The sequence below is a fragment of the Xanthomonas sp. 10-10 genome, assembly GCF_040182365.1.
Classification (GTDB): domain Bacteria; phylum Pseudomonadota; class Gammaproteobacteria; order Xanthomonadales; family Xanthomonadaceae; genus Xanthomonas; species Xanthomonas arboricola_F.
Genome location: NZ_CP144460.1, coordinates 3,339,878 through 3,357,758 on the forward strand (window position 1 = coordinate 3,339,878; position 17,881 = coordinate 3,357,758).

14 protein-coding genes are annotated in these 17,881 nt (G+C 65.7%); 2 read left to right on the top strand and 12 right to left on the bottom strand.

All coding sequences use genetic code 11. From position 1 onward, the window contains the following. Window positions 1-201: 201 nt before the first annotated feature. From VZ068_RS14080 to VZ068_RS14095, 4 genes are read right to left on the bottom strand one after another with little or no spacing between them, the layout of a single operon-like run. Window positions 202-888 carry a TetR/AcrR family transcriptional regulator gene (locus VZ068_RS14080; protein WP_349655641.1) on the bottom strand — a complete coding sequence of 229 codons (687 nt, stop codon included), beginning with the start codon at window positions 886-888 and terminating at the stop codon, window positions 202-204. Continuing rightward, window positions 881-2,368 carry an AdeC/AdeK/OprM family multidrug efflux complex outer membrane factor gene (adeC, locus tag VZ068_RS14085; RefSeq protein WP_349655642.1) on the bottom strand — a complete coding sequence of 496 codons (1,488 nt, stop codon included), beginning with the start codon at window positions 2,366-2,368 and terminating at the stop codon, window positions 881-883. The genes VZ068_RS14080 and adeC overlap by 8 nt, the downstream gene beginning before the upstream one ends. Window position 2,369: 1 nt before the next feature. Next, entirely contained in the window at window positions 2,370-5,516 is a 3,147-nt protein-coding gene (locus VZ068_RS14090; protein ID WP_259151534.1) for an efflux RND transporter permease subunit, read from the bottom strand. A 16-nt stretch (window positions 5,517-5,532) separates the two neighbouring features. Beyond that, complete coding sequence (locus VZ068_RS14095; RefSeq protein ID WP_259161179.1) at window positions 5,533-6,756, bottom strand: efflux RND transporter periplasmic adaptor subunit; 1,224 nt, start codon at window positions 6,754-6,756, stop codon at window positions 5,533-5,535. A gap of 131 nt (window positions 6,757-6,887) precedes the next feature. On the opposite strand from VZ068_RS14095, the gene VZ068_RS14100 reads away from it, so the two are divergent. Next, window positions 6,888-7,505 carry a TetR/AcrR family transcriptional regulator gene (locus tag VZ068_RS14100; RefSeq protein ID WP_349655643.1) on the top strand — a complete coding sequence of 206 codons (618 nt, stop codon included), beginning with the start codon at window positions 6,888-6,890 and terminating at the stop codon, window positions 7,503-7,505. A gap of 635 nt (window positions 7,506-8,140) precedes the next feature. Here VZ068_RS14100 and VZ068_RS14105 read toward each other — a convergent pair. The 7 genes from VZ068_RS14105 to creD all read right to left on the bottom strand — a co-directional run bounded on the left by VZ068_RS14105 (window position 8,141) and on the right by creD (window position 14,929). After that, entirely contained in the window at window positions 8,141-8,659 is a 519-nt protein-coding gene (locus tag VZ068_RS14105) for a transcriptional repressor (protein ID WP_349655644.1), read from the bottom strand. A gap of 13 nt (window positions 8,660-8,672) precedes the next feature. After that, entirely contained in the window at window positions 8,673-10,076 is a 1,404-nt protein-coding gene (gltX, locus tag VZ068_RS14110; RefSeq protein ID WP_259161213.1) for a glutamate--tRNA ligase, read from the bottom strand. 244 nt (window positions 10,077-10,320) lie between these two features. Beyond that, entirely contained in the window at window positions 10,321-11,412 is a 1,092-nt protein-coding gene (locus VZ068_RS14115; protein ID WP_349655645.1) for a DUF3616 domain-containing protein, read from the bottom strand. A gap of 154 nt (window positions 11,413-11,566) precedes the next feature. After that, window positions 11,567-12,463 (bottom strand): carbon-nitrogen hydrolase family protein, encoded by an 897-nt coding sequence (locus VZ068_RS14120; RefSeq protein ID WP_349655646.1) that lies wholly within the window; start codon window positions 12,461-12,463, stop codon window positions 11,567-11,569. A 69-nt stretch (window positions 12,464-12,532) separates the two neighbouring features. After that, window positions 12,533-13,135 (bottom strand): GNAT family N-acetyltransferase, encoded by a 603-nt coding sequence (locus VZ068_RS14125; RefSeq protein WP_259151559.1) that lies wholly within the window; start codon window positions 13,133-13,135, stop codon window positions 12,533-12,535. Between the two features lie 47 nt (window positions 13,136-13,182). Beyond that, window positions 13,183-13,602, bottom strand: a complete 420-nt coding sequence (locus VZ068_RS14130; RefSeq protein WP_259151561.1) for a hypothetical protein — start codon at window positions 13,600-13,602, stop codon at window positions 13,183-13,185. Window positions 13,603-13,609: 7 nt separating this feature from the next. Then, window positions 13,610-14,929: a cell envelope integrity protein CreD gene (creD, locus tag VZ068_RS14135; RefSeq protein WP_259151563.1), complete on the bottom strand. Its 1,320-nt coding sequence runs from the start codon at window positions 14,927-14,929 to the stop codon at window positions 13,610-13,612. A gap of 432 nt (window positions 14,930-15,361) precedes the next feature. Between creD and VZ068_RS14140 the strand changes: the two genes are divergently transcribed. Next, on the top strand, window positions 15,362-16,174 hold the full coding sequence (locus VZ068_RS14140; protein ID WP_349655647.1) for a C1 family peptidase: 813 nt from the start codon (window positions 15,362-15,364) through the stop codon (window positions 16,172-16,174). A gap of 252 nt (window positions 16,175-16,426) precedes the next feature. On the opposite strand, the gene creC is transcribed toward VZ068_RS14140, so the two are convergent. Next, entirely contained in the window at window positions 16,427-17,875 is a 1,449-nt protein-coding gene (creC, locus tag VZ068_RS14145) for a two-component system sensor histidine kinase CreC (protein ID WP_349655648.1), read from the bottom strand. Window positions 17,876-17,881 lie beyond the last annotated feature (6 nt).

The following is a 17,881-nucleotide window of genomic DNA, read 5'->3' on the forward strand; positions in this document are numbered from 1 at the left end:
GCCGCAGGCGGCAATACCGCTGCAGCACCGATGCGCCACGATAGTCCGGTGCCGCAGGCTCATTGCACAGCGGGCGGCGCTAACGCTTATGAGCGACCCTCATCAACGCGCAGCGCGCCTGATGCAGTGGTGGCCCTGCATGCGAACGCAGACAACGCACCAGCGACTACTGCCATCCATCGCGCAGTCCTGCTGCTGCAACTAGAACCCGCCAGGCACTTCGCGCTTGCCTGCCGTGCGCACCGCCGACGGTTGCGGCCGATACGCGCGCAGGAACAGCGCTACCGCACTGGCGACATACACCTGCTGCGCTGCAGCCGGTGCCTGCAACAGGTCGCCACGCATCGTCGCGTTGGCGGGCAGCCCGGTCATCAACCCGAAAAAATGGACCGATGCCTCCGGCAGGTCGTCGATCGCCAGCGCTCCGGCGGCCACCTCACGCGCCAGCAGGGTACGCATCATGCGGTCGTAACGCTCGAAGCACAGCATCCACATCTCCTCGCGCATCTGGCTGGGCAATACCGGCGGACGCACCAACGCGTACGCGGCATCGTCCAGTGCGCTGCGGCTCGCCACGCGCAGCAGCGCATTGGCAACGGCAATCAGGCGCCGATCCAATGGACCTTGCGCCTCCAGCAACCTGTCCCAGTGACTGCGCGGCGCATGCGCCAATGCCTCCAGCGTGGTGCGGAACAGCACTTCCTTGGACGCAAAGTACGCGTACAGCGTGGCCTTTGACACCCGCGCCTGTTGGGCGATGGTGTCCATGCTGGTGCCCTCGAATCCGCAGCGCTCGAACAGCGCACGCGCCGCCGCCAGGATGGCACCGCGCTTGCCGGGTGGCGCAGGCGCACGCAGTGCAGCGTCGGCGGGGGTCTGGTCATCCATGCGGCTGCCCCGTCGCGACGCTGGCCACCTCCGGCTCTGCCGTCTGCAACCAGCCGCCACCCATCGCCTTGTAGAACGTCACCAGATTGGTCAACCGCGACAGCTGCGTGCCGATCAAGGTCTGCTGGGCGCTGTACAGCGAGCGCTGCGCATCCAGTGCCTGCAGATAACTGTCGACGCCACGTTCGAAACGCGCCTGCGACAAGCGATAGCTATCGGCGGTCGCATCGACCAACGCCTGCTGCGCCTGCAACTGCCGGCCCAGCGTATCGCGTTGCGCAAGCGCATCGGACACTTCGCGGAACGCACTCTGGATCGATTTCTCGTAGCGGGCCACCTCGATATCGCGGTTGGCCTTGGCCATGTCCAGATTGGCGCGATTTCGCCCGGCATTGAAGATCGGCAAGGTCAGCGTCGGTACGAAGCTCCAGGCGCGCGTGCCAGAATCGAACAGGTTCGACAGGCTGCTGCTGGATGAGCCCACCGAGCCGGTCAGGCTGATGCTGGGGAAGAACGCCGCACGCGCCGCACCGATGTTGGCATTGGCCGCACGCAGGTTGCGCTCGGCTTCCAGGATGTCCGGGCGACGCTGCAGCAGCTGCGACGGCAACCCGGCCGGCACGCTGGCCAGCACACTGCCTTCCAAGCTGGCGCTGTCGGGCAACGCACGCGGCAACAAGGCGTCCGGCACAGCCGTGCCGACCAGCAGCACCAGGGCGTTGCGATCCTGCGCTACCTGCGCGGTGTAGCGCTCCACGTCCACGCGTGCGGTTTCCACCGTGGTCTGCGCCTGGCGCAGGGTCAGCTGCGAGGCGACGCCCAATTCGAAACTGCGTTGCTGCAGGCGATAACTGTCGTCTTGGCTACGCAAGGTGGACTGCGCCAATTGCAGCGACGCCTGGTCGGCGGCCAGGGTCAGATACGCGGTGGCGACTTCTGCGACCAGGCTGATATGGGTGCTGCGGCGGGCTTCGGCGGTAGACAGGAACTGTTGCAACGCCTGTTCCTTGAGGCTGCGCACGCGCCCGAACAGATCCAGTTCGTACGCGCTGATGCCGATGTTGGCACTGTAGGTGCGAAACACCGCCGGCTGCCCGGGGATGGCAAGCTCGCTCGGCGTGCGCGAATTGTTCGCCGTGCCGGTGCCATTGATGGCCGGCACCAACGCAGCGCGTTCCACCCGGTACTGCGCACGCGCCACTTCGATGTTGAGTGCGGCCACGCGCAGGTCGCGGTTGTTCTCCAGCGCCAGCGCGATCACCTGCTGCAACGCCGGGTCGGTGAAGACCTCGCGCCAGCCGATATCGGCCACGCTGCGCGCCGGTTCGCTTGCAGCCGCGTCGGCCGTAGTGGTGGACCCGGTACCGGCGAAGTGTTCCGGCACCGGAGCGTCGGGACGGGTGTAGCGCGGCATCATGGTGCAGCCAGACAGCGCGCTGGCCACCGCGATGGCGGCAAGTGTCATGCGAATCGGTGTCATGTCAGTGTCCTGTCGGTTGCGCAGTGGCGGGCGTGGCAGGCTGCGCGCGACGCTTGAACATGCCGCTGACCAGCACGAAAAACAGCGGTACGAAAAAGATCGCCAGCACCGTGCCGGACAACATGCCGCCGATCACCGCCGTGCCCAGCGCATGCTGCGCGCCTGCACCGGCACCACTGGTGAGCACCAGTGGCACCACGCCCAGGATGAAGGCCAGCGATGTCATCAGGATCGGCCGCAAGCGCATGCGCGCCGCTTCCAGTGCCGACTCGATCAGGCTCTTGCCGCTCTCATGCAGCTCCTTGGCAAACTCCACGATCAGGATCGCGTTTTTCGATGCCAGACCAATCGTGGTCAATAACCCCACCTGGAAGTACACGTCATTCATTTTCCAGGTCAGGATCGCGCCCAGCAGCGTGCCGAACACACCTAGCGGCACCACCAGGATCACCGAGAACGGAATCGCCCAGCTTTCGTACAACGCAGCCAGACACAGGAACACGATCAGGATCGACAGGCCGTACAACAGGCCGGTCTGGCCGGTGGAGGATTTTTCCTGTCGCGACAACCCGGTCCATTCAAAGCCGATACCCGGCGGCAATTTTGCCGCCGCCGCTTCCACGATCTGCATCGCTTCGCCACTGGACGCCGCGCCGGGCAGCGCCATGCCCAGGATCTCCACCGACGGCACGCTGTTGTAACGCTCCAGCCGCGGCGAACCCGATTGCCAGCTGGCGGTGGCGAAGGCGTTGAACGGCACCATGGTGCCCGCGCTGTTACGCACGAACCAGCGGTCGATATCCTGCGGATTCATGCGGTACGGCGCGTCGGCCTGCAGCAGCACCTTCTTGACACGTCCCTTGTCGATGAAGTCGTTGACGTACACGCTGCCCCATGCGCTGGAGAAGGTGTTGTTGATGTCGGAGATCGACACCCCCATCGCCTGCGCCCGGTGCGGGTCGATCTCCAGCTTGAATTCGGGCGTGTCTTCCTGCCCGTTCGGGCGCACCGCCACCAGCCGCTTGTCCTGCGACAGCTCCGCGAGCAGTTGATTGCGCGCCTGCATCAAGGCGTCGTGGCCCAGGTTGGCGCGGTCCTGCAGCATCAGATCGAAGCCGGTGGCATTGCCCAGTTCCGACACCGCCGGTGGCGCGAAGGCGAACACCTTGGCATCGCGAATACTGGCGAAATACGCCCCGGCCTTGGCCGCCACGTCGGTGACGCTCTGGCCCTTGCCGGTACGCTCGTCCCACGGCCGCAGCTTGACGAAGGCAAGCCCCACGTTCTGCCCGGTGCCGGCGAAGCTGAAACCGGAGACCGCAAACACGCCGGACACCGAGTCCTTCTGATCGACCAGGAAGTGATGCTCCACCTGCCGGATCACCTCGCCGGTGCGCGCATCGCTGGCACCCGGCGGCAGTTGCACCAGCACGAACAAGGTGCCCTGGTCTTCATCCGGCAGGAAGCCCACCGGCAATTTCATGAACCCCACCACCACCAGCGCCAGCAGCACCGCGTAGGCAAGCATGTAGCGCCAGCCCTTGCCCAGCATGTGCCGCACCACGCCCTGGTAGCGGGTGTTGCCGCGATCGAACAGACGGTTGAACCAGCCGAAGAAGCCGGTGGTGGCCATGCCATGGCCCTTGTGCACCGGCTTGAGCAAGCTGGCGCACAGGGCCGGGGTCAAAATCATCGCCACCAGCACCGACAAGGTCATCGCCGACACAATGGTGATCGAGAACTGCCGGTAGATCACGCCGGTGGACCCGCCGAAGAACGCCATCGGCACAAACACCGCAGCAAGCACCAGCGCCACACCCACCAGCGCACCGGAAATCTGGTCCATCGATTTGCGGGTGGCGTCCTTGGGCGACAACTGCTCCTCGCCCATCACGCGCTCGACGTTTTCCACCACCACGATGGCATCGTCCACCAGCAGGCCGATCGCCAGCACCATCGCGAACATGGTCAGCGTATTGATGGTGAAGCCGAACGCGGCCAGCACGCCGAACGTACCCAGCAATACCACCGGCACCGCAATCGTCGGAATCAAGGTGGCGCGGAAGTTCTGCAGAAACAGGTACATCACCAGGAACACCAGCACCACTGCCTCGACCAGCGTATGCACCACCTGCTCGATGGAGATGCGCACGAACGGCGTGGTGTCGTAGGGCTTTTGCACCTTCATGCCCGGCGGGAAGAACTTCTCCTGCTCTTCCAGGCTCTTGTCGATGGCGCGCACCGTGTCCAGCGCATTCGCACCGGTGGCCAGCTTGATCGCCAGGCCCGCTGCGGGCTTGCCGTTGTAGCGACCCACCGTGTTGTAGCTTTCGCTACCCAGTTCGACCCGCGCCACATCGCGCAGCCGCACCTGAGAGCCATCGGACTGCGTGCGCAGCAGGATGTTCTCGAACTGTTCGGCGGTCTTGAGCCGGGTCTGCGCGGTGATGGTGGCATTGAGTTGCTGGTTGGCCACCGCCGGCAACGCGCCGAGCTGGCCGGCCGACACCTGCGCGTTCTGCGCCTGGATTGCGCTACGCACATCCACCGGGGTCAGGCTGAAATTGCTCAGCTTGTTCGGGTCCAGCCAGATGCGCATGGCGTATTGCGAACCGAACAGCGTGGTGTCGCCCACGCCTTCGACGCGGCTGATGGTTTCCTGCACATTGGCCGCCACGTAATCGGACAGGTCCGAATCGCTCATGCTGCCGTCTTCGGAGGTGAAGGCCAGCACGTTGACGAAGTTGGTGGCCGACTTGGTGACCGTCACGCCCTGCTGCTGCACTTCCTGCGGCAACAACGGCGTGGCCAGCGACAACTTGTTCTGCACCTGCACCTGCGCGGTGTCCGGGTCGGTGCCGTTGTCGAAGGTCAGTGTGATGGTCACCGTGCCGCTGGATTCGCTGGTGGAGGCCATGTAGCTGAGATGGTCCAGGCCCTTCATCTTCTGCTCGATGACCTGGGTGACGGTGTCTTCCAGGGTCTGCGCCGAGGCGCCCGGATAGTTGGCGGTGATGGCGACAGCGGGCGGCGCGATGCTGGGGTATTGCGCGATCGGCAAGGTGGCGATGGACAGGATGCCGGCCAGCATCACGATGATGGCCAACACCCAGGCGAAGATCGGACGATCGATAAAGAAGCGTGCCATGACGTGTGATCCCGCCTCAGTTGGCCGCACGCGGTGCGGTCGGGGCGGAAGAAGTGCCAGCAGCACCGGCAGCATGACCAGCGGCAGCGGGCGTGCCCTTGGGCTGCCATGGCACGGTCTTGACCTCGATACCGTCGCGCGCACGCGAGGCGCCTTCGACCACCACCTGTTCGCCGGGCTTCAGGCCACTGCGCACCAGCCACTGGTCGCCGACTTCACGGTCGGTCTCCAGCACACGCAACTGCAGCTTGTGGTCGGCGCCCACCACGAATGCGGTCGGCTTGCCGGCACCATTGCGCGAGACCGCCTGCTGCGGCACCAGCAGGCCATGTTGCTTGACGCCCTCCTGCAGCACCGCGCGCACATACATGCCCGGCAGCAGATCGGCGTTCGGGTTCGGGAACACCGCGCGCAAGGTGATCGAGCCGGTGTTCTGATCGACGGTGACATCGGAGAACGCCAGCTGGCCCTGCAACGGATAGGCGCTGCCGTCTTCCAGCAGCAGCGAGACCTTGGCCGCGCCCTCGCCGGCCTTCTCAAGGTCGCCGCGCGCCATCGCCTGCTTCAGCCGCAATACCGCCGCGCTGGGCTGGGTGACGTCGATGTAGATCGGGTCCAGCTGCTGGATGGTGGTCAGTGCAGTGGACTGGTTGGCGGTCACCAACGCGCCCGGCGTCACGCTGGAGCGGCCGATGCGGCCGGAGATCGGCGCGTCCAGGCGGGCGAAGGCCAGATTGATCCGGGCGGTCTCCACGCTGGCCTTGCCGGCAGCCACATCGGCTTCGGCCTGGCCCAGCGCCGCAGCGGTGTCGTCGCCTTCCTGCTGGCTGATCGCCTTGATCTGCGCCAGCTCGGTGTAGCGCTCGGCCTTGAGCCTGGCGGTGCGCAGATTGGCCTGCGCCTTGGCCAGGGTGGCCTGGGCGCTGGCATAGCTGGCGCGGTAGGTCGCCGGATCGATCTGGTACAGCGTCTGTCCGGCCTTGACGTTGCCGCCCTCGGTGAACTGGCGCGACTGCACGATGCCGCCGACCTGCGGGCGGATTTCGGCAATCAGGTACGGCACGGTACGCCCCGGCAGCGCGGTGGTCAGCGACACCGGCTGCTGCTGGACGGTCAGCACGGCCATCTCCGGCGTGCCCTCTTCCGGTGGCGGTCCGCCCGGCGGGCTGCCGCAGGCACTCAGCAGGGCGGTGACGACAACGGCGAGCAGCGGCAGGCGGAACGAAGCATGAGAACGCACGAGGATGTCTCCGGAGGGACAGTAAGGGTGAAATCTAAACGGTACGGTTCGGTATCCTAATAAGCGTGTCCGTAGCCGTCAAGCATTTCTGCCCAATCGGTATACTTAAACTTCAAAAGTGGAGTGAGTTGATGCGGGTCAGAACCGAAGAAAAACGCGACGCCATCGTCCAGGCGGCCAGCGAGGTGTTCCTCGAACTGGGCTTCGAAGGCGCCTCGATGTCGCAGATCGCCACCCGGGTCGGCGGCTCCAAGCGCACGCTCTACGGCTATTTCCCGTCCAAGGAAGAACTGTTCATCGCGGTGGCCACCGCCATGGCCGACAGCTATATCGATCCGTTGATCGCGACGCTGGAAAGCACCGACGCGCCAGTGGAGCAGGCGCTGCATGCTTTTGGCCGGGACATCCTCACCTTCCTGTGCGCGCCCACCTCCATCACCATCTGGCAGACCATCATTGGCGTGTCCGGGCGCTCGGACGTCGGCGCGCTGTTCTACAACAGCGGCCCCGAAGAAGGCATGCAGCGTGTGGCTCAGTACCTGCGCAAGCAGATGGACAAGGGTTTGTTACGGCACGCCGACTCGGTCGATGCCTCCCGGCAATTCGGCGGCCTGCTGCAGGCCGACACCTTGATGCCATGCCTGTTCGGCGCACTCAAGGATCCTTCCCCGCAGTATCTGTGCGATGCAACGCGGCGCGCGGTGGATCTTTTTCTGGCGGGGTATGCGTGTAAGCCGGCGACGGCCTGAGTGTTGCGGATGCGTGCACGGGGAGGCGGTTTGGTGGATGACGTGCTGTGGTGATTCACGACTTCACTGGTTTATCGAATCGACGACGATTCCGTGCACCGGGCGGCATTACGTGGTCGAGCGCATCGATGGCAGTGCGTTGCCGGCCTTCGACGTGCGCACTGTGCACTGTGATGTGCTTCCTTTGCGCGCATGAGAGACGCAGAGTGCGGGACGACAGCGCAAACAGTTTCGACCGAACCGCACGTGCTGGTGGTGCGTGCCATTAGCTGAAGGAGGCGGAGCCGCACGCCATGCTCAATGCAATGCCATGTGCGCTGCTGGCAGAGCTTCGCTGCATAGTGATGCATTGCCGGATGGGTTCGAAACGACAGCTGTGCGCTGCGACGTTGATGCACTGCGTGCACGCCTTGTCGCGGCCAAGGCCGCTCCTACGAGGAGCCCGCATTCCCTGCGGAGACTGAGCGGCGGCGGACGATGCGGACGAGCGCGCGCGCGTTCTGCGTACCCGCGCCGAAATAACACCGGGAAAGCCCCATCGCGCCCAAGCTGCCCCTGCAGCGAGGGGCGCTTGGGTTACCGTCTTGCGCGAGGTGGCTAACCCGAACCGCTGGCAGCGGTTCGATTCACAACAATCAACCCGCCACCGCGCACTTGGCGCACAGGCCGTGCACTTCCAGCGTCTGCGCCTGCGGCTGGAAGCCCAGCGCCTTGGCGCGCGCTTCCAGTTGCGCCACCACGTCGCGGTCTTCCAGCTCCACCGCGCTATGGCAGCGGTCGCAGATCAGGAACGGCACCGAGTGCTGGGCGCTGTTGGGGTGGTGGCAGGCGACGAAGGCATTGACCGACTCGAGCTTGTGCACAAAGCCATTCGCCATCAGGAAGTCCAGCGCGCGGTACACCGTGGGCGGGGCATCTGCGCCCACGCCCTTGCCTTCGCGCACCCAGTCCAGCAATTCGTAGGCCTTCACCGGTTTGCCGGCATCGGCGATCAGCCGCAGCACGTTGGCGCGGATCGGCGTCAACCGCAGGCCGCGTTCGCTGCAGGCGCGCTCCACCGCGCGCACGAAGCTGTTGGCATCGTCGACGTGGTGATGCGGGGCCGTGCAGGCGTGCTCTTGGTCGTGCGTTCGGGTGTGCGTGTGCTTGGTCATACAGGCTCCGGCGTCAGGCCGCTCCTATCTTGATGAGTGCCGCATCGATGCGTTTCAAGGCACCCTCGCGACCGGCCAGGTACACCGTCTGCGAAATGTCCGGGCTGACCTGGGTGCCGGTGATGGCCACACGCAGCGGCTGGGCGACCTTGCCCATGCCCAGTTCCAGCGCCTCGGCGGCGGCGTGCAGAGCGGCCGACACGCTCTCCACACTCCACTCGCTCAGCGCAGCCAGCATCTCGCGCGCCTTGCCCAACGGCACTTCCGCACCCAGTTTCAGGTGCTTGATCACCGCCGCTTCGTCGTACGTTTCCAGCGGCTGGTACCAGACCACGGCCTTTTCGGCCATTTCCTTCAGGGTCTGCACGCGCTCGCGCAGCGCCACCACCACATCGGCCGCGGCAGGGCCGGCGGCGATGTCCAGGCCGAGCTTGGCGAGCTGATATTCCAGCTGCGGCGCGATGCTGGCCGGGTCGTCGGTCTTCAGATAATGCTGGTTGACCCAGCCGAGCTTGGCCATATCCAGGCGCGCCGCCTTGGAATTGACGTCGGTGACGTCGAACAGGTCCAGCAGCTCCTGCCGGGTGAACAACTCCTGGTCGCCATGCGACCAGCCCAGACGGGCCAGGTAGTTGATCAGCGCATGCGGCAGATAACCGGCGTCCTTGTACTGCATCACGTCCGCCGCGCCGGTGCGCTTGGACAGCTTGGCGCCCTGCTCGTCCAGGATCATCGGCATGTGCGCGAACTTGGGCACCGGCGCGCCCAGCGCTTCATAGATGTTGATCTGGCGCGGGGTGTTGTTGATGTGGTCGTCGCCGCGGATCACCTCGGTGATGCCCATGTCCCAATCGTCCACCACCACCGCGAAGTTGTAGGTGGGAAAGCCATCCGGGCGGAAGATCACCATGTCGTCGAGCTCGCTGTTGGCGATCTCGATGCGGCCCTTGATCAGGTCGTCGAACACCACCGTGCCGCCGAGCGGATTCTTGAAGCGGATCACCCGGTTCGGGTCGTCCCGATACGGCAGCTGCTGCTCGCGCGCGGCGCCGTTGTAGCGCGGCTTTTCCTGCCTGGCCATCGCGGCCTCACGCATGGCGTCGAGCTCTTCGCGGGTTTCGTAGGCGTAATAGGCCTTGCCCTGTGCCAGCAATTGCTCGGCCACCTCCTGGTAACGGGCGATGCGCTGGGTCTGGTAGATCGGGCCTTCGTCATAGCCCAGACCCAGCCAGTCCATCGCCTCCAGGATGGCGTCGATGGCCGCCTGGGTGCTGCGTTCGCGGTCGGTGTCTTCGATGCGCAGCACGAACTGCCCGCCGCGGTGGCGCGCCTCCAGCCAGCAATACAGGGCGGTGCGGGCGCCGCCGATGTGCAGGTAACCGGTGGGGCTGGGAGCAAAGCGGGTGCGGCAGGTCATGGAACGCTCGGCGAAACGGGAGTGCGCCGATTTTACCTTGCGCAGCGTGGCCCTGCCCGGCCGGACGCTACGGCAGTGATGTCGGGGGCGCATCGGCCCTGCGGGACCCTGGCCGGCGCTGCCGGCACGCCCGCACCCTGCCGCGCAGCGCCTTCAGCCGCGCGCATCTGCGCTGCGACCAGGGCGGTTGCAGATCCACCCGCCGGCTGCACCACGGAGGCTGCAGCCGGCGCGTCGGCATGGCTTAGCGATTGCGCAACAGGTCGCCGTACACCACGCATTCGCCATCGCTGCGCGCCGGGCCGGGCGCGTCGTACAACACCAGCCAGCTGGGGACCTTGCCGGCCAGCTGCGGCGGCAGATTGCAGATGGCCTCGGCGCGGTCGCTGTCGGTGCCATGCGGCAGCACCGCCGATTCCAGCAGTGCATGCTGAAAGCGCACCGCTTCGCGGTTGGCAGCCAGCACGGTGCGTGCATCCGGCCACTTGAACAGGCGGATCTCGCCGTTCAACACCATCGTGGGGCCGGCCAGCAGGTACAGATCGTCGCCGGAATAATGCAGATCGCGGATACCCAGCCCGCCTAGTTGCAAAAAGTGTTTGCGCAGCAGTGTGCCGTCCTCGTCCAGCGGCGCCAGGCGCAGATGGTCGCCATGCGCCTCCACCTGGATTTCCAGCAGCGCCGACCAGCCACGCAGCACCGGTCCGCGCAGGCCCAGCAGCAGGCGCTTGCCGTCGGCCACGATGCCTTCGATATCGAAGCCGTTGTCCTTGCCGGGAATCTTCAGGAACGGGCCGAAATGCGCGTCGTCGGCCAGCAGCTCGGTGAGCTGGTTGTGCTTGGCGTCGCCCTTGAGCCGCAGCGCGCGGCGGCCGTCGGCCGCTTCGCGCACCAGGCGCGGAGTGCCGTCGGCATCGCGCTCGATCGGCAGGCAGGCCAGCAGACGGCGGTTGGCGTCGAGCTTGAGTTTGGTCAGGCGCTTGGCGTTGTCGGCGTCGTCGCGGCCGGGCTTGGCGTTCTTGCGCTTCAAACCATGCGAGCCGATCACCCACAGATAGCCGTCCGACAGGCCCATGCCTTCCAGGTCGGCCTCCTCGGCGGCCTCGCCCGGAAGATCCAGCAGCTCGGCCAGCGGGAAGCTCTGGCCCTGCCCGAAGCGCAGCGTCTCGCGCTGGCCGGGCTGCAGCTTGCGCAGGCGATCCACCGCGCAGGCTTCGTCGCCAGCCACCCACAGCCAGTCGTCGGTGAACGCCGCGCCGGACAGATTGCTGTGCACCAGCGCGCCGGGTGCGAACTCCAGCCGGACGCTGTGCGGAATCAGGGTTTTCTTGAGCATGGGAACCTGGTGGGTGGTATTGCAAGGCTGGGCGATTGAACACCTGTGCAGATGGCTGCGCGGTCGCGGCCGACGGAGGCAGGGGCCAAGGCCCCCGTCGCGTCTGCAGCCGCCGCGCCTGCGCACACTGCAGGTCGCAATCAATCGTGCTTGGTCAATCGAACGCGGCCAGCTTGGCACGCGCCACTTGCGGCGCCAACTGGCCCGGCCAGTCGCGGTCGTTGGCCACCTGCGCGTGCGCGCGGCTGGCCTCGAACGCATCGAAGTCCAGCGCGGCATATGCCCAGACGGCGTCGGCGTCGGTTTGCGCCAGTACGCCGTCGGCGGGGAATCCCACATCCATCGGCGCAAACACCGCCGCCTCGCCGGTGTTGACGTCCAGCGCCGGGCTCCAGGGCGCCTCGCCGGCGGTGACCGATTGCGCGACGAACATGCGGTTTTCCAATGCCCGCGCCAGACACCCGACCCGCACCCGGGTGGCGCCGGCGGCAGTGTCGGTGCAACTGGGCACGATCAACAGGCGCGCGCCGGCTTCGTACTGGGCACGTACCGGCAACGGAAATTCGCTGTCGTAGCAGATCGCAATCGCCGCACGTACCCCATCCAGGTCGAATACCTTCAACGCATCGCCCGGCTCGATCAGCCCGGTCGCCTTTTCGAAGCCGGTCAGTTGCAGCTTGTCCTGCCAACCATGGCCGCCATCGGGCGCGAACCAGTCACTGCGATTGCGGTAGCGCCCCTGCCCCAGATCCAGCAGAAAACTGCCGGCAATCACATGCAAGCGGTGCTGCCGCGCCAGGCCGGCAAACAGCTCCAACCAGGCAGCGCGCAGCGTCTGGATGGCCGCCAACGACTCCGGCAGGCCGGCCGACACCTGCGTGCCGAAGCTGGCCGCCAGCTCCAGCGACAGATATTCCGGCAGCACCGCCACCCGCGCGCCGGCAACCGCGGCCTCGCCGATCAGGGCCGACATGCGCGCCGCGAAGGCGGCAAAATCCGCGGGTTTGCCGATCGGATATCTGGCAACGGCAACGGTGAGGGGAGCATTCATCGGCAAGATTCCTCTAACGGCGCTGGAGTGAGGCAATGGTGCACACCACCATGATCGGCTACGCCACGCTCAAGGGTTCAGCGCACGCGTCCACACACTCAAGCTGTGGTCGATCTGCCCGTGTTGCAACTCCGCCCACTCCAGCCGCACCTGCATGCCCGGCTGCGGCGCGTAGCCGCGCTTGCGCCAGAACGCATCGTTGGGCCGATAGTCGGCAGGCTTGCGCGGGTCGTCCGCTGTGCGCTCCACCGAACAGAACGCGGTGCGCGCAAAGCGGCCCAATGCGCGGGCATGCGCCTCGCGACGGTCGAAGAAGGCGTGGCCGATACCCTGCCCGCGATATGCCGGCAACAACACCGACTCGCCAAAATAGAACACGCTGGCCGGGTCGATGCCGCAGGCGCGAAACGGCGCATGGAAGGCCTCGCTGTCGTCGAGCAGCGGCAGGCCGGTGGAAGCGCCGATGACAGCCTCGCCATCGCGCGCCAGCACGAAGACGCTGTCGGGCGAAGCGGCATAGGCGGCCAGATAATCGCGCTCGTAGCCGGCATCGCCGTCGTACAGGTATGGCCATGCGCGGAACACCGCGATGCGCAGCTGCGCCACCGCATCCAGATACGGCAACACCGCGTTGCCGTGAACTGTCTCAACCATCAGGGAGGTGCCGGTCATGCGGCCATGGTAAGCCAGGCCGCGTCGCGCTGCTGCGCTGCCACGGCTCAACGCAGCCAGCCGCCGTGGTCTTGGGTGGCGTTGTCGGGCTGCTGCCACATCAGCCACACCGCCGCGTCGTCCTGGGCCACCAGCACCCCGAGCAGCGCATCGACGCTGCGCGCCCAGTAACTGCCGTTGCTCAAGCGCTGCCACGGCCCGTAGCCACGAACCGCTGCGTCCGCTGAAGGCGCCTGCCGCCGCGCCGCCTGCAAAAACCCGCACCCATCCACGCGCAATGCCTGCGCGGTGCGCGCATGCAGGCGCAGGCCGATCACACCACGGCGGCCCTCGCGCGCCAGCGGCAATGCCGACAGCGGCGAGCATTCCCATTGCGGTAGTGGCGCTGCGGGAAGCAGCGCCACCGTGTCGATTCCGGCGGGCAACAGACGCTGCGCCCGCCGGTACACCTGTGCATGTGCGCGCATGCCGACCTCAGCGCAGGCTGTTGCCAAGCTCGTACCAGTCGACCTTGCGCGTCACCCACATGATGCTGGCCAGGATGCCGAACAGCAGCAGCGAGCCCATCAGCAACGCGTTGTCTTCGGAGACCAGCAGGCTATAGAGCACGCCATACAACGCCGTCAGCATCACCGAGAACCCGGCAGCGCGCACCCAGCTGCGCAACACACCGGACAGGTAGAAGAACTGCAGGCCGATGCACGCCGCCGCCGACACCAGATACGCCTGCCAGAACGCGATGTGCTCGGAAAGGCTCAGCAGCAGCAGGAAGAAGATCGCCAGCGCCAGGCCGACCAGCAGGTATTGCAACGGATGGATCGGCAAGCGCTTGATCAGTTCGAACAGCACGAACGCCACGAAGGTCAGCACGACGAACAGGATGCCGTACTTGCTGGCGCGATCGGCCTGGGTATACACATCCACCGGGTCGACCAGACGCACTTCCAGCGTATCCAGCGACGACTGCGACGACTGCAGCTGCGTTTGCGCACCGGTCGCCAGCGAGGACAACGACCAGCTCGCATCGAAACCGCGCTCGCCGATGGTCGGCGCATTCGGCAGGAAGCGCCCACCGAACAGCGGGTGCGGCCAGGCCGAGCGCAAAGCGATCTCGTTGTTGTCGCCAATCGGCGCGATGGCCAGGCTGCGCGTGCCATCCAGCACGAATGCCATGTCCAGCGTATTGCCATCGACCAGCTTGCCGGCCAGCGGATCGCCCAAGGGCTGCAGATCGGCGTGAATGCCGGCCGAGCGCGATGCCAGGCCGCCAGCGCCGCTTTCCAGCGCAAGCGTGCGGCCGTCCACCCGCAGCGTTGGCGTGCCGACCAGGCCACGTACGTCCGAAATGCCCACGGCCAGATGCGGCTGACCATAGCTGCGCCCGGCCACGGCCGGATACTCGAACGGGTCGAATTCGGCCTTGAGCTTGGCCTTCCAGGAATACACCTGCACGCGGAACAGGCCGATCTTGCGCTCGGACGGGGTCAGCTCGCCGCTCAGGTTGAGCGTGCGCGGGGTCTGCAGCAGTTGCCCATCGCGCTTGCGCCAGACCTTGTGTGGCTTGCCTTCCTCGTCCGGCTCGGTCACCTGCACGTCTTCGGTGTACGGCAGCACCCGCACCGGCGCGATGAACTGCTGCTCGCCGGCCTTGCTCTGCGCCACCCGCTCCACCGCCTGGTCGCGGTACTGCGCGCGATCCTGCACGGTGCCGCGAATCAGCAACAAGGGAATCAGCAACAACAGGATCAGCCCGCCGATGGTGGCGAACCGCAACAACAGTTTCAGGGATTTCATCGGCCATCCTCGTTCTGGGAGATGGCCAGGGTGCAAGGCGCCGGTGTCGGGGGTTTGAGGTCAATTTGAAGCGAATGTGAAGTGCCACCTCTGCACGGGTGGCGGCCGACACTGTGACGCACACGGGAAATCCGGGTTTCCAGCCCTAAAACTGCAACGCAGGCCCGCCGTACGCTTCCGTTTCACCGATGACACTTCGCATCACCGCCGCGCCCGTTCGCGCCAGGCGCAAGGATGGGCACGCAGTTACGCACTTCAAAGCCATCCAATCGTGTTCTGAGTTGTCTGGCTCACGGCTTTCCGATTGTGTCGTTCTTCCTCGTCCCTTGCGTGCACCGCATTGGTGCCATTCCACCCGCGTGCCAGCTTGCCGGCAGTGGTTTCAAACGTGCGCGCAACTGCATCCCTCTTTTCATCTGGAGTCTGCCTTCCATGAACAAGCAACGTTCACTTGCGCTTTGCGTGCTCGCCGCCCTGAGTTTGTCCTCCGCTGCGGCGCAGGCGGCAATGCACGGAATGGGTTTGAAACCATCTGCGTTGATGCAGCCGGTCACCCCGTTGTTCGGATCCGCGAGTGCGGCCAAACCCCTTCCCGCATCGGTGGACCTGACTGCCTGGGCGATCGCACCGGGCGATCAAGGCCAGGTGGGATCCTGCGCATCATGGGCCACCGCGCACACCCTGACCGGTTGGTATGCCAACGCCAGCAAACAGGCGCAAACCCGCTTTGCGCCGATGTATCTCTACAGCCAGGTCAACGGCGGTGTCGATGAAGGCTCCACGCTGGAAGCTCCACTGGATGTCGCACTGGCGCAAGGTATCGACACCGAACAGCATTATTCGTGGGGCGACTACAACTGGAAGAACCCGCCCACCGCCGCCGACCGCGCCAACGCGGCCAGGAACCCCACGCCTTATCGCAAATACACCGTGCTGTATGCAGGCGATGGCAATGGCGGGCGACCGCTGATCGAGCAGATCAAACTTGCACTGGCCGCGTCCACGCCGGTCGCCATCGGCTTCTATGTCCGGCAGGGTTTCGAGGACCTCACACCCAGCAACCAGGTCGACTACGACATCAAGACGCCGATCCTGGGCGGGCATGCGGTGATTGCACTGGGTTACGACAGCGATGGGCTGATCGTGGAGAACAGCTGGGGCACCGAGTGGGGCAACAAAGGGTTTGGCAAGCTGTCCTGGTCAGTGGTTGCCAAGGACGTCATCGGCGCCGACGTGGTGCATTAGCGCGTTGCGGATGCGCGCGGTGATGCGCGGCTGATACGGATACGGCATGTGCACTAGTGCATGCCGCATTCCGCACCGGGAGGCCGCTGCTCTCAGCGAGATACTGCTGCACGAAATTCGACCAGGCCGCTACCAGCGGTTGCCAAGACGACTGCGCAGCCGGCGCGTGCAATCAGCATGTAGCACGTGCACTTCCTGGCTCCTGCGCATTGGCCATCCCATCTGACCAGGCTCGCGTCGTGTCAGCTGCGCTTAGCCGATCGGCAAGCGCAGGGTCGCAATCGCACCGCCACCGGCGCGATTGCCCAGCGCCGCATCGCCGCCGTGCAGGCGCGCCACCTCGCGCACGAAGGGCAAGCCGAGGCCGGAACTGCGTTGCCCGGTCTGTGGGCGCGCCAGCGAGTAAAAGCGTTCGAAGACGCGTTCGATGGCGTAATCGGGCACACCACTGCCCCTGTCTTCGACCGACAGCCGCCATTGCCCTGCGTCCATCTGCGCACGCAGCAGCACGCTGCTGCCCTGGGGCGAAAACGCAATTGCATTTTCCAGCAGATTGATCAACGCCTGACGCAGTAGAAACCCGTCGCCGGATACGTACTGCTCGCCGGCCGAATCGGGCAGCGCGGCAACCTGCAGTTGCACGCCTGCCGCGGTGGCGCGCGGCGCCACTGCCTCCGACGCCGCCTGCAGCACGCCGGCCACGGCAATGCGCTCGCGCGTCTGCAGCCAGCCGTGCTGTTCCACCTCGGCCAGCGCGAGCAGCTTGTCGATGGTTTCGGTCAGCCGTTGTTCCTGCGCGCGAATGCTGGCAACAAAATGCTGGCGATCGGCTTCCGGCAACGGTTCGGTCAACAGCTCCGATGCGCCACGGATCGCCGCCAGCGGGCTTTTCATTTCATGCGTCAGCGACTGCACGTAATGCTCGACGTAGGCCTTGCCTTCCAGCTTGCGGCGCATGGTTTCCAGCGCCTGACCGAGGTCGCCGATTTCATCGCCGCGCGGTTTGGGCGGCGGCACCGGGATGCCGGCGCTCACGGCCTGCGCATAGCGGTTGAGCCGGCCGATGCCGCGCATCAACCACCACGTCATCAGGACGCCAATCAATGCGGAAATGCCGATCAACCAGGCACCGCGCTGCAGGATGTTGCGTTGGCTGGCTTCGATGAACGGGTCGATGCTGCGATTGGGCTGGGCAAGCGTCAGCACGCCGATCAACTTGCCGGGTTGGTCGGGCGCGTAGATCGGGGCAGCCACATGCATCACCGTTGCGGTCGGATCGCCATCGAGTTCCGGGCTGGAACGCGCGCCGTATTCGCCACGCAAGGTGCGGTAGACATCGTTCCAGCGCGAGTTGTCGCGGCCCACGTCGCGGCCCAGCGAGTCGAAGACCACCACGCCGCGCGCGTCGGTCACGGTGACGCGGTAATCCACATGGTTCTTGCGGAAGCGCCACACCCAGGCCTTGGGCTCGCGCTGCTGCGCCTGCGCCAGGTTGCGCGCAAAACGGCCGTCGACGATGTGCCCTGCGGCCAGGTCGCTGCTGGCCATTTCCGCCAGCACGTTGGCCGCATCCACCAACGTGGATTCCATCGCCTGGCGCACGCCGGGTTTGACCTCGTTGACGAACACCCGCATCACGAAGAACGCGGCCAGGCCCACGATCAGGAAAAACCCCAGAAACAGCTTGAGACCTAGCCGCATGTCAGC

Coding starts and splice junctions, on each gene's coding strand:
- VZ068_RS14080 (WP_349655641.1), bottom strand. CDS start 888: ATGGATGACCAGACCCCCGCCGACGCTGCACTGCGTGCGCCTGCGCCA.
- adeC (WP_349655642.1), bottom strand. CDS start 2,368: ATGACACCGATTCGCATGACACTTGCCGCCATCGCGGTGGCCAGCGCG.
- VZ068_RS14090 (WP_259151534.1), bottom strand. CDS start 5,516: ATGGCACGCTTCTTTATCGATCGTCCGATCTTCGCCTGGGTGTTGGCC.
- VZ068_RS14100 (WP_349655643.1), top strand. CDS start 6,888: ATGCGGGTCAGAACCGAAGAAAAACGCGACGCCATCGTCCAGGCGGCC.
- VZ068_RS14105 (WP_349655644.1), bottom strand. CDS start 8,659: ATGACCAAGCACACGCACACCCGAACGCACGACCAAGAGCACGCCTGC.
- gltX (WP_259161213.1), bottom strand. CDS start 10,076: ATGACCTGCCGCACCCGCTTTGCTCCCAGCCCCACCGGTTACCTGCAC.
- VZ068_RS14115 (WP_349655645.1), bottom strand. CDS start 11,412: ATGCTCAAGAAAACCCTGATTCCGCACAGCGTCCGGCTGGAGTTCGCA.
- VZ068_RS14120 (WP_349655646.1), bottom strand. CDS start 12,463: ATGAATGCTCCCCTCACCGTTGCCGTTGCCAGATATCCGATCGGCAAA.
- VZ068_RS14125 (WP_259151559.1), bottom strand. CDS start 13,135: ATGACCGGCACCTCCCTGATGGTTGAGACAGTTCACGGCAACGCGGTG.
- VZ068_RS14130 (WP_259151561.1), bottom strand. CDS start 13,602: ATGCGCGCACATGCACAGGTGTACCGGCGGGCGCAGCGTCTGTTGCCC.
- creD (WP_259151563.1), bottom strand. CDS start 14,929: ATGAAATCCCTGAAACTGTTGTTGCGGTTCGCCACCATCGGCGGGCTG.
- VZ068_RS14140 (WP_349655647.1), top strand. CDS start 15,362: ATGAACAAGCAACGTTCACTTGCGCTTTGCGTGCTCGCCGCCCTGAGT.
- creC (WP_349655648.1), bottom strand. CDS start 17,875: ATGCGGCTAGGTCTCAAGCTGTTTCTGGGGTTTTTCCTGATCGTGGGC.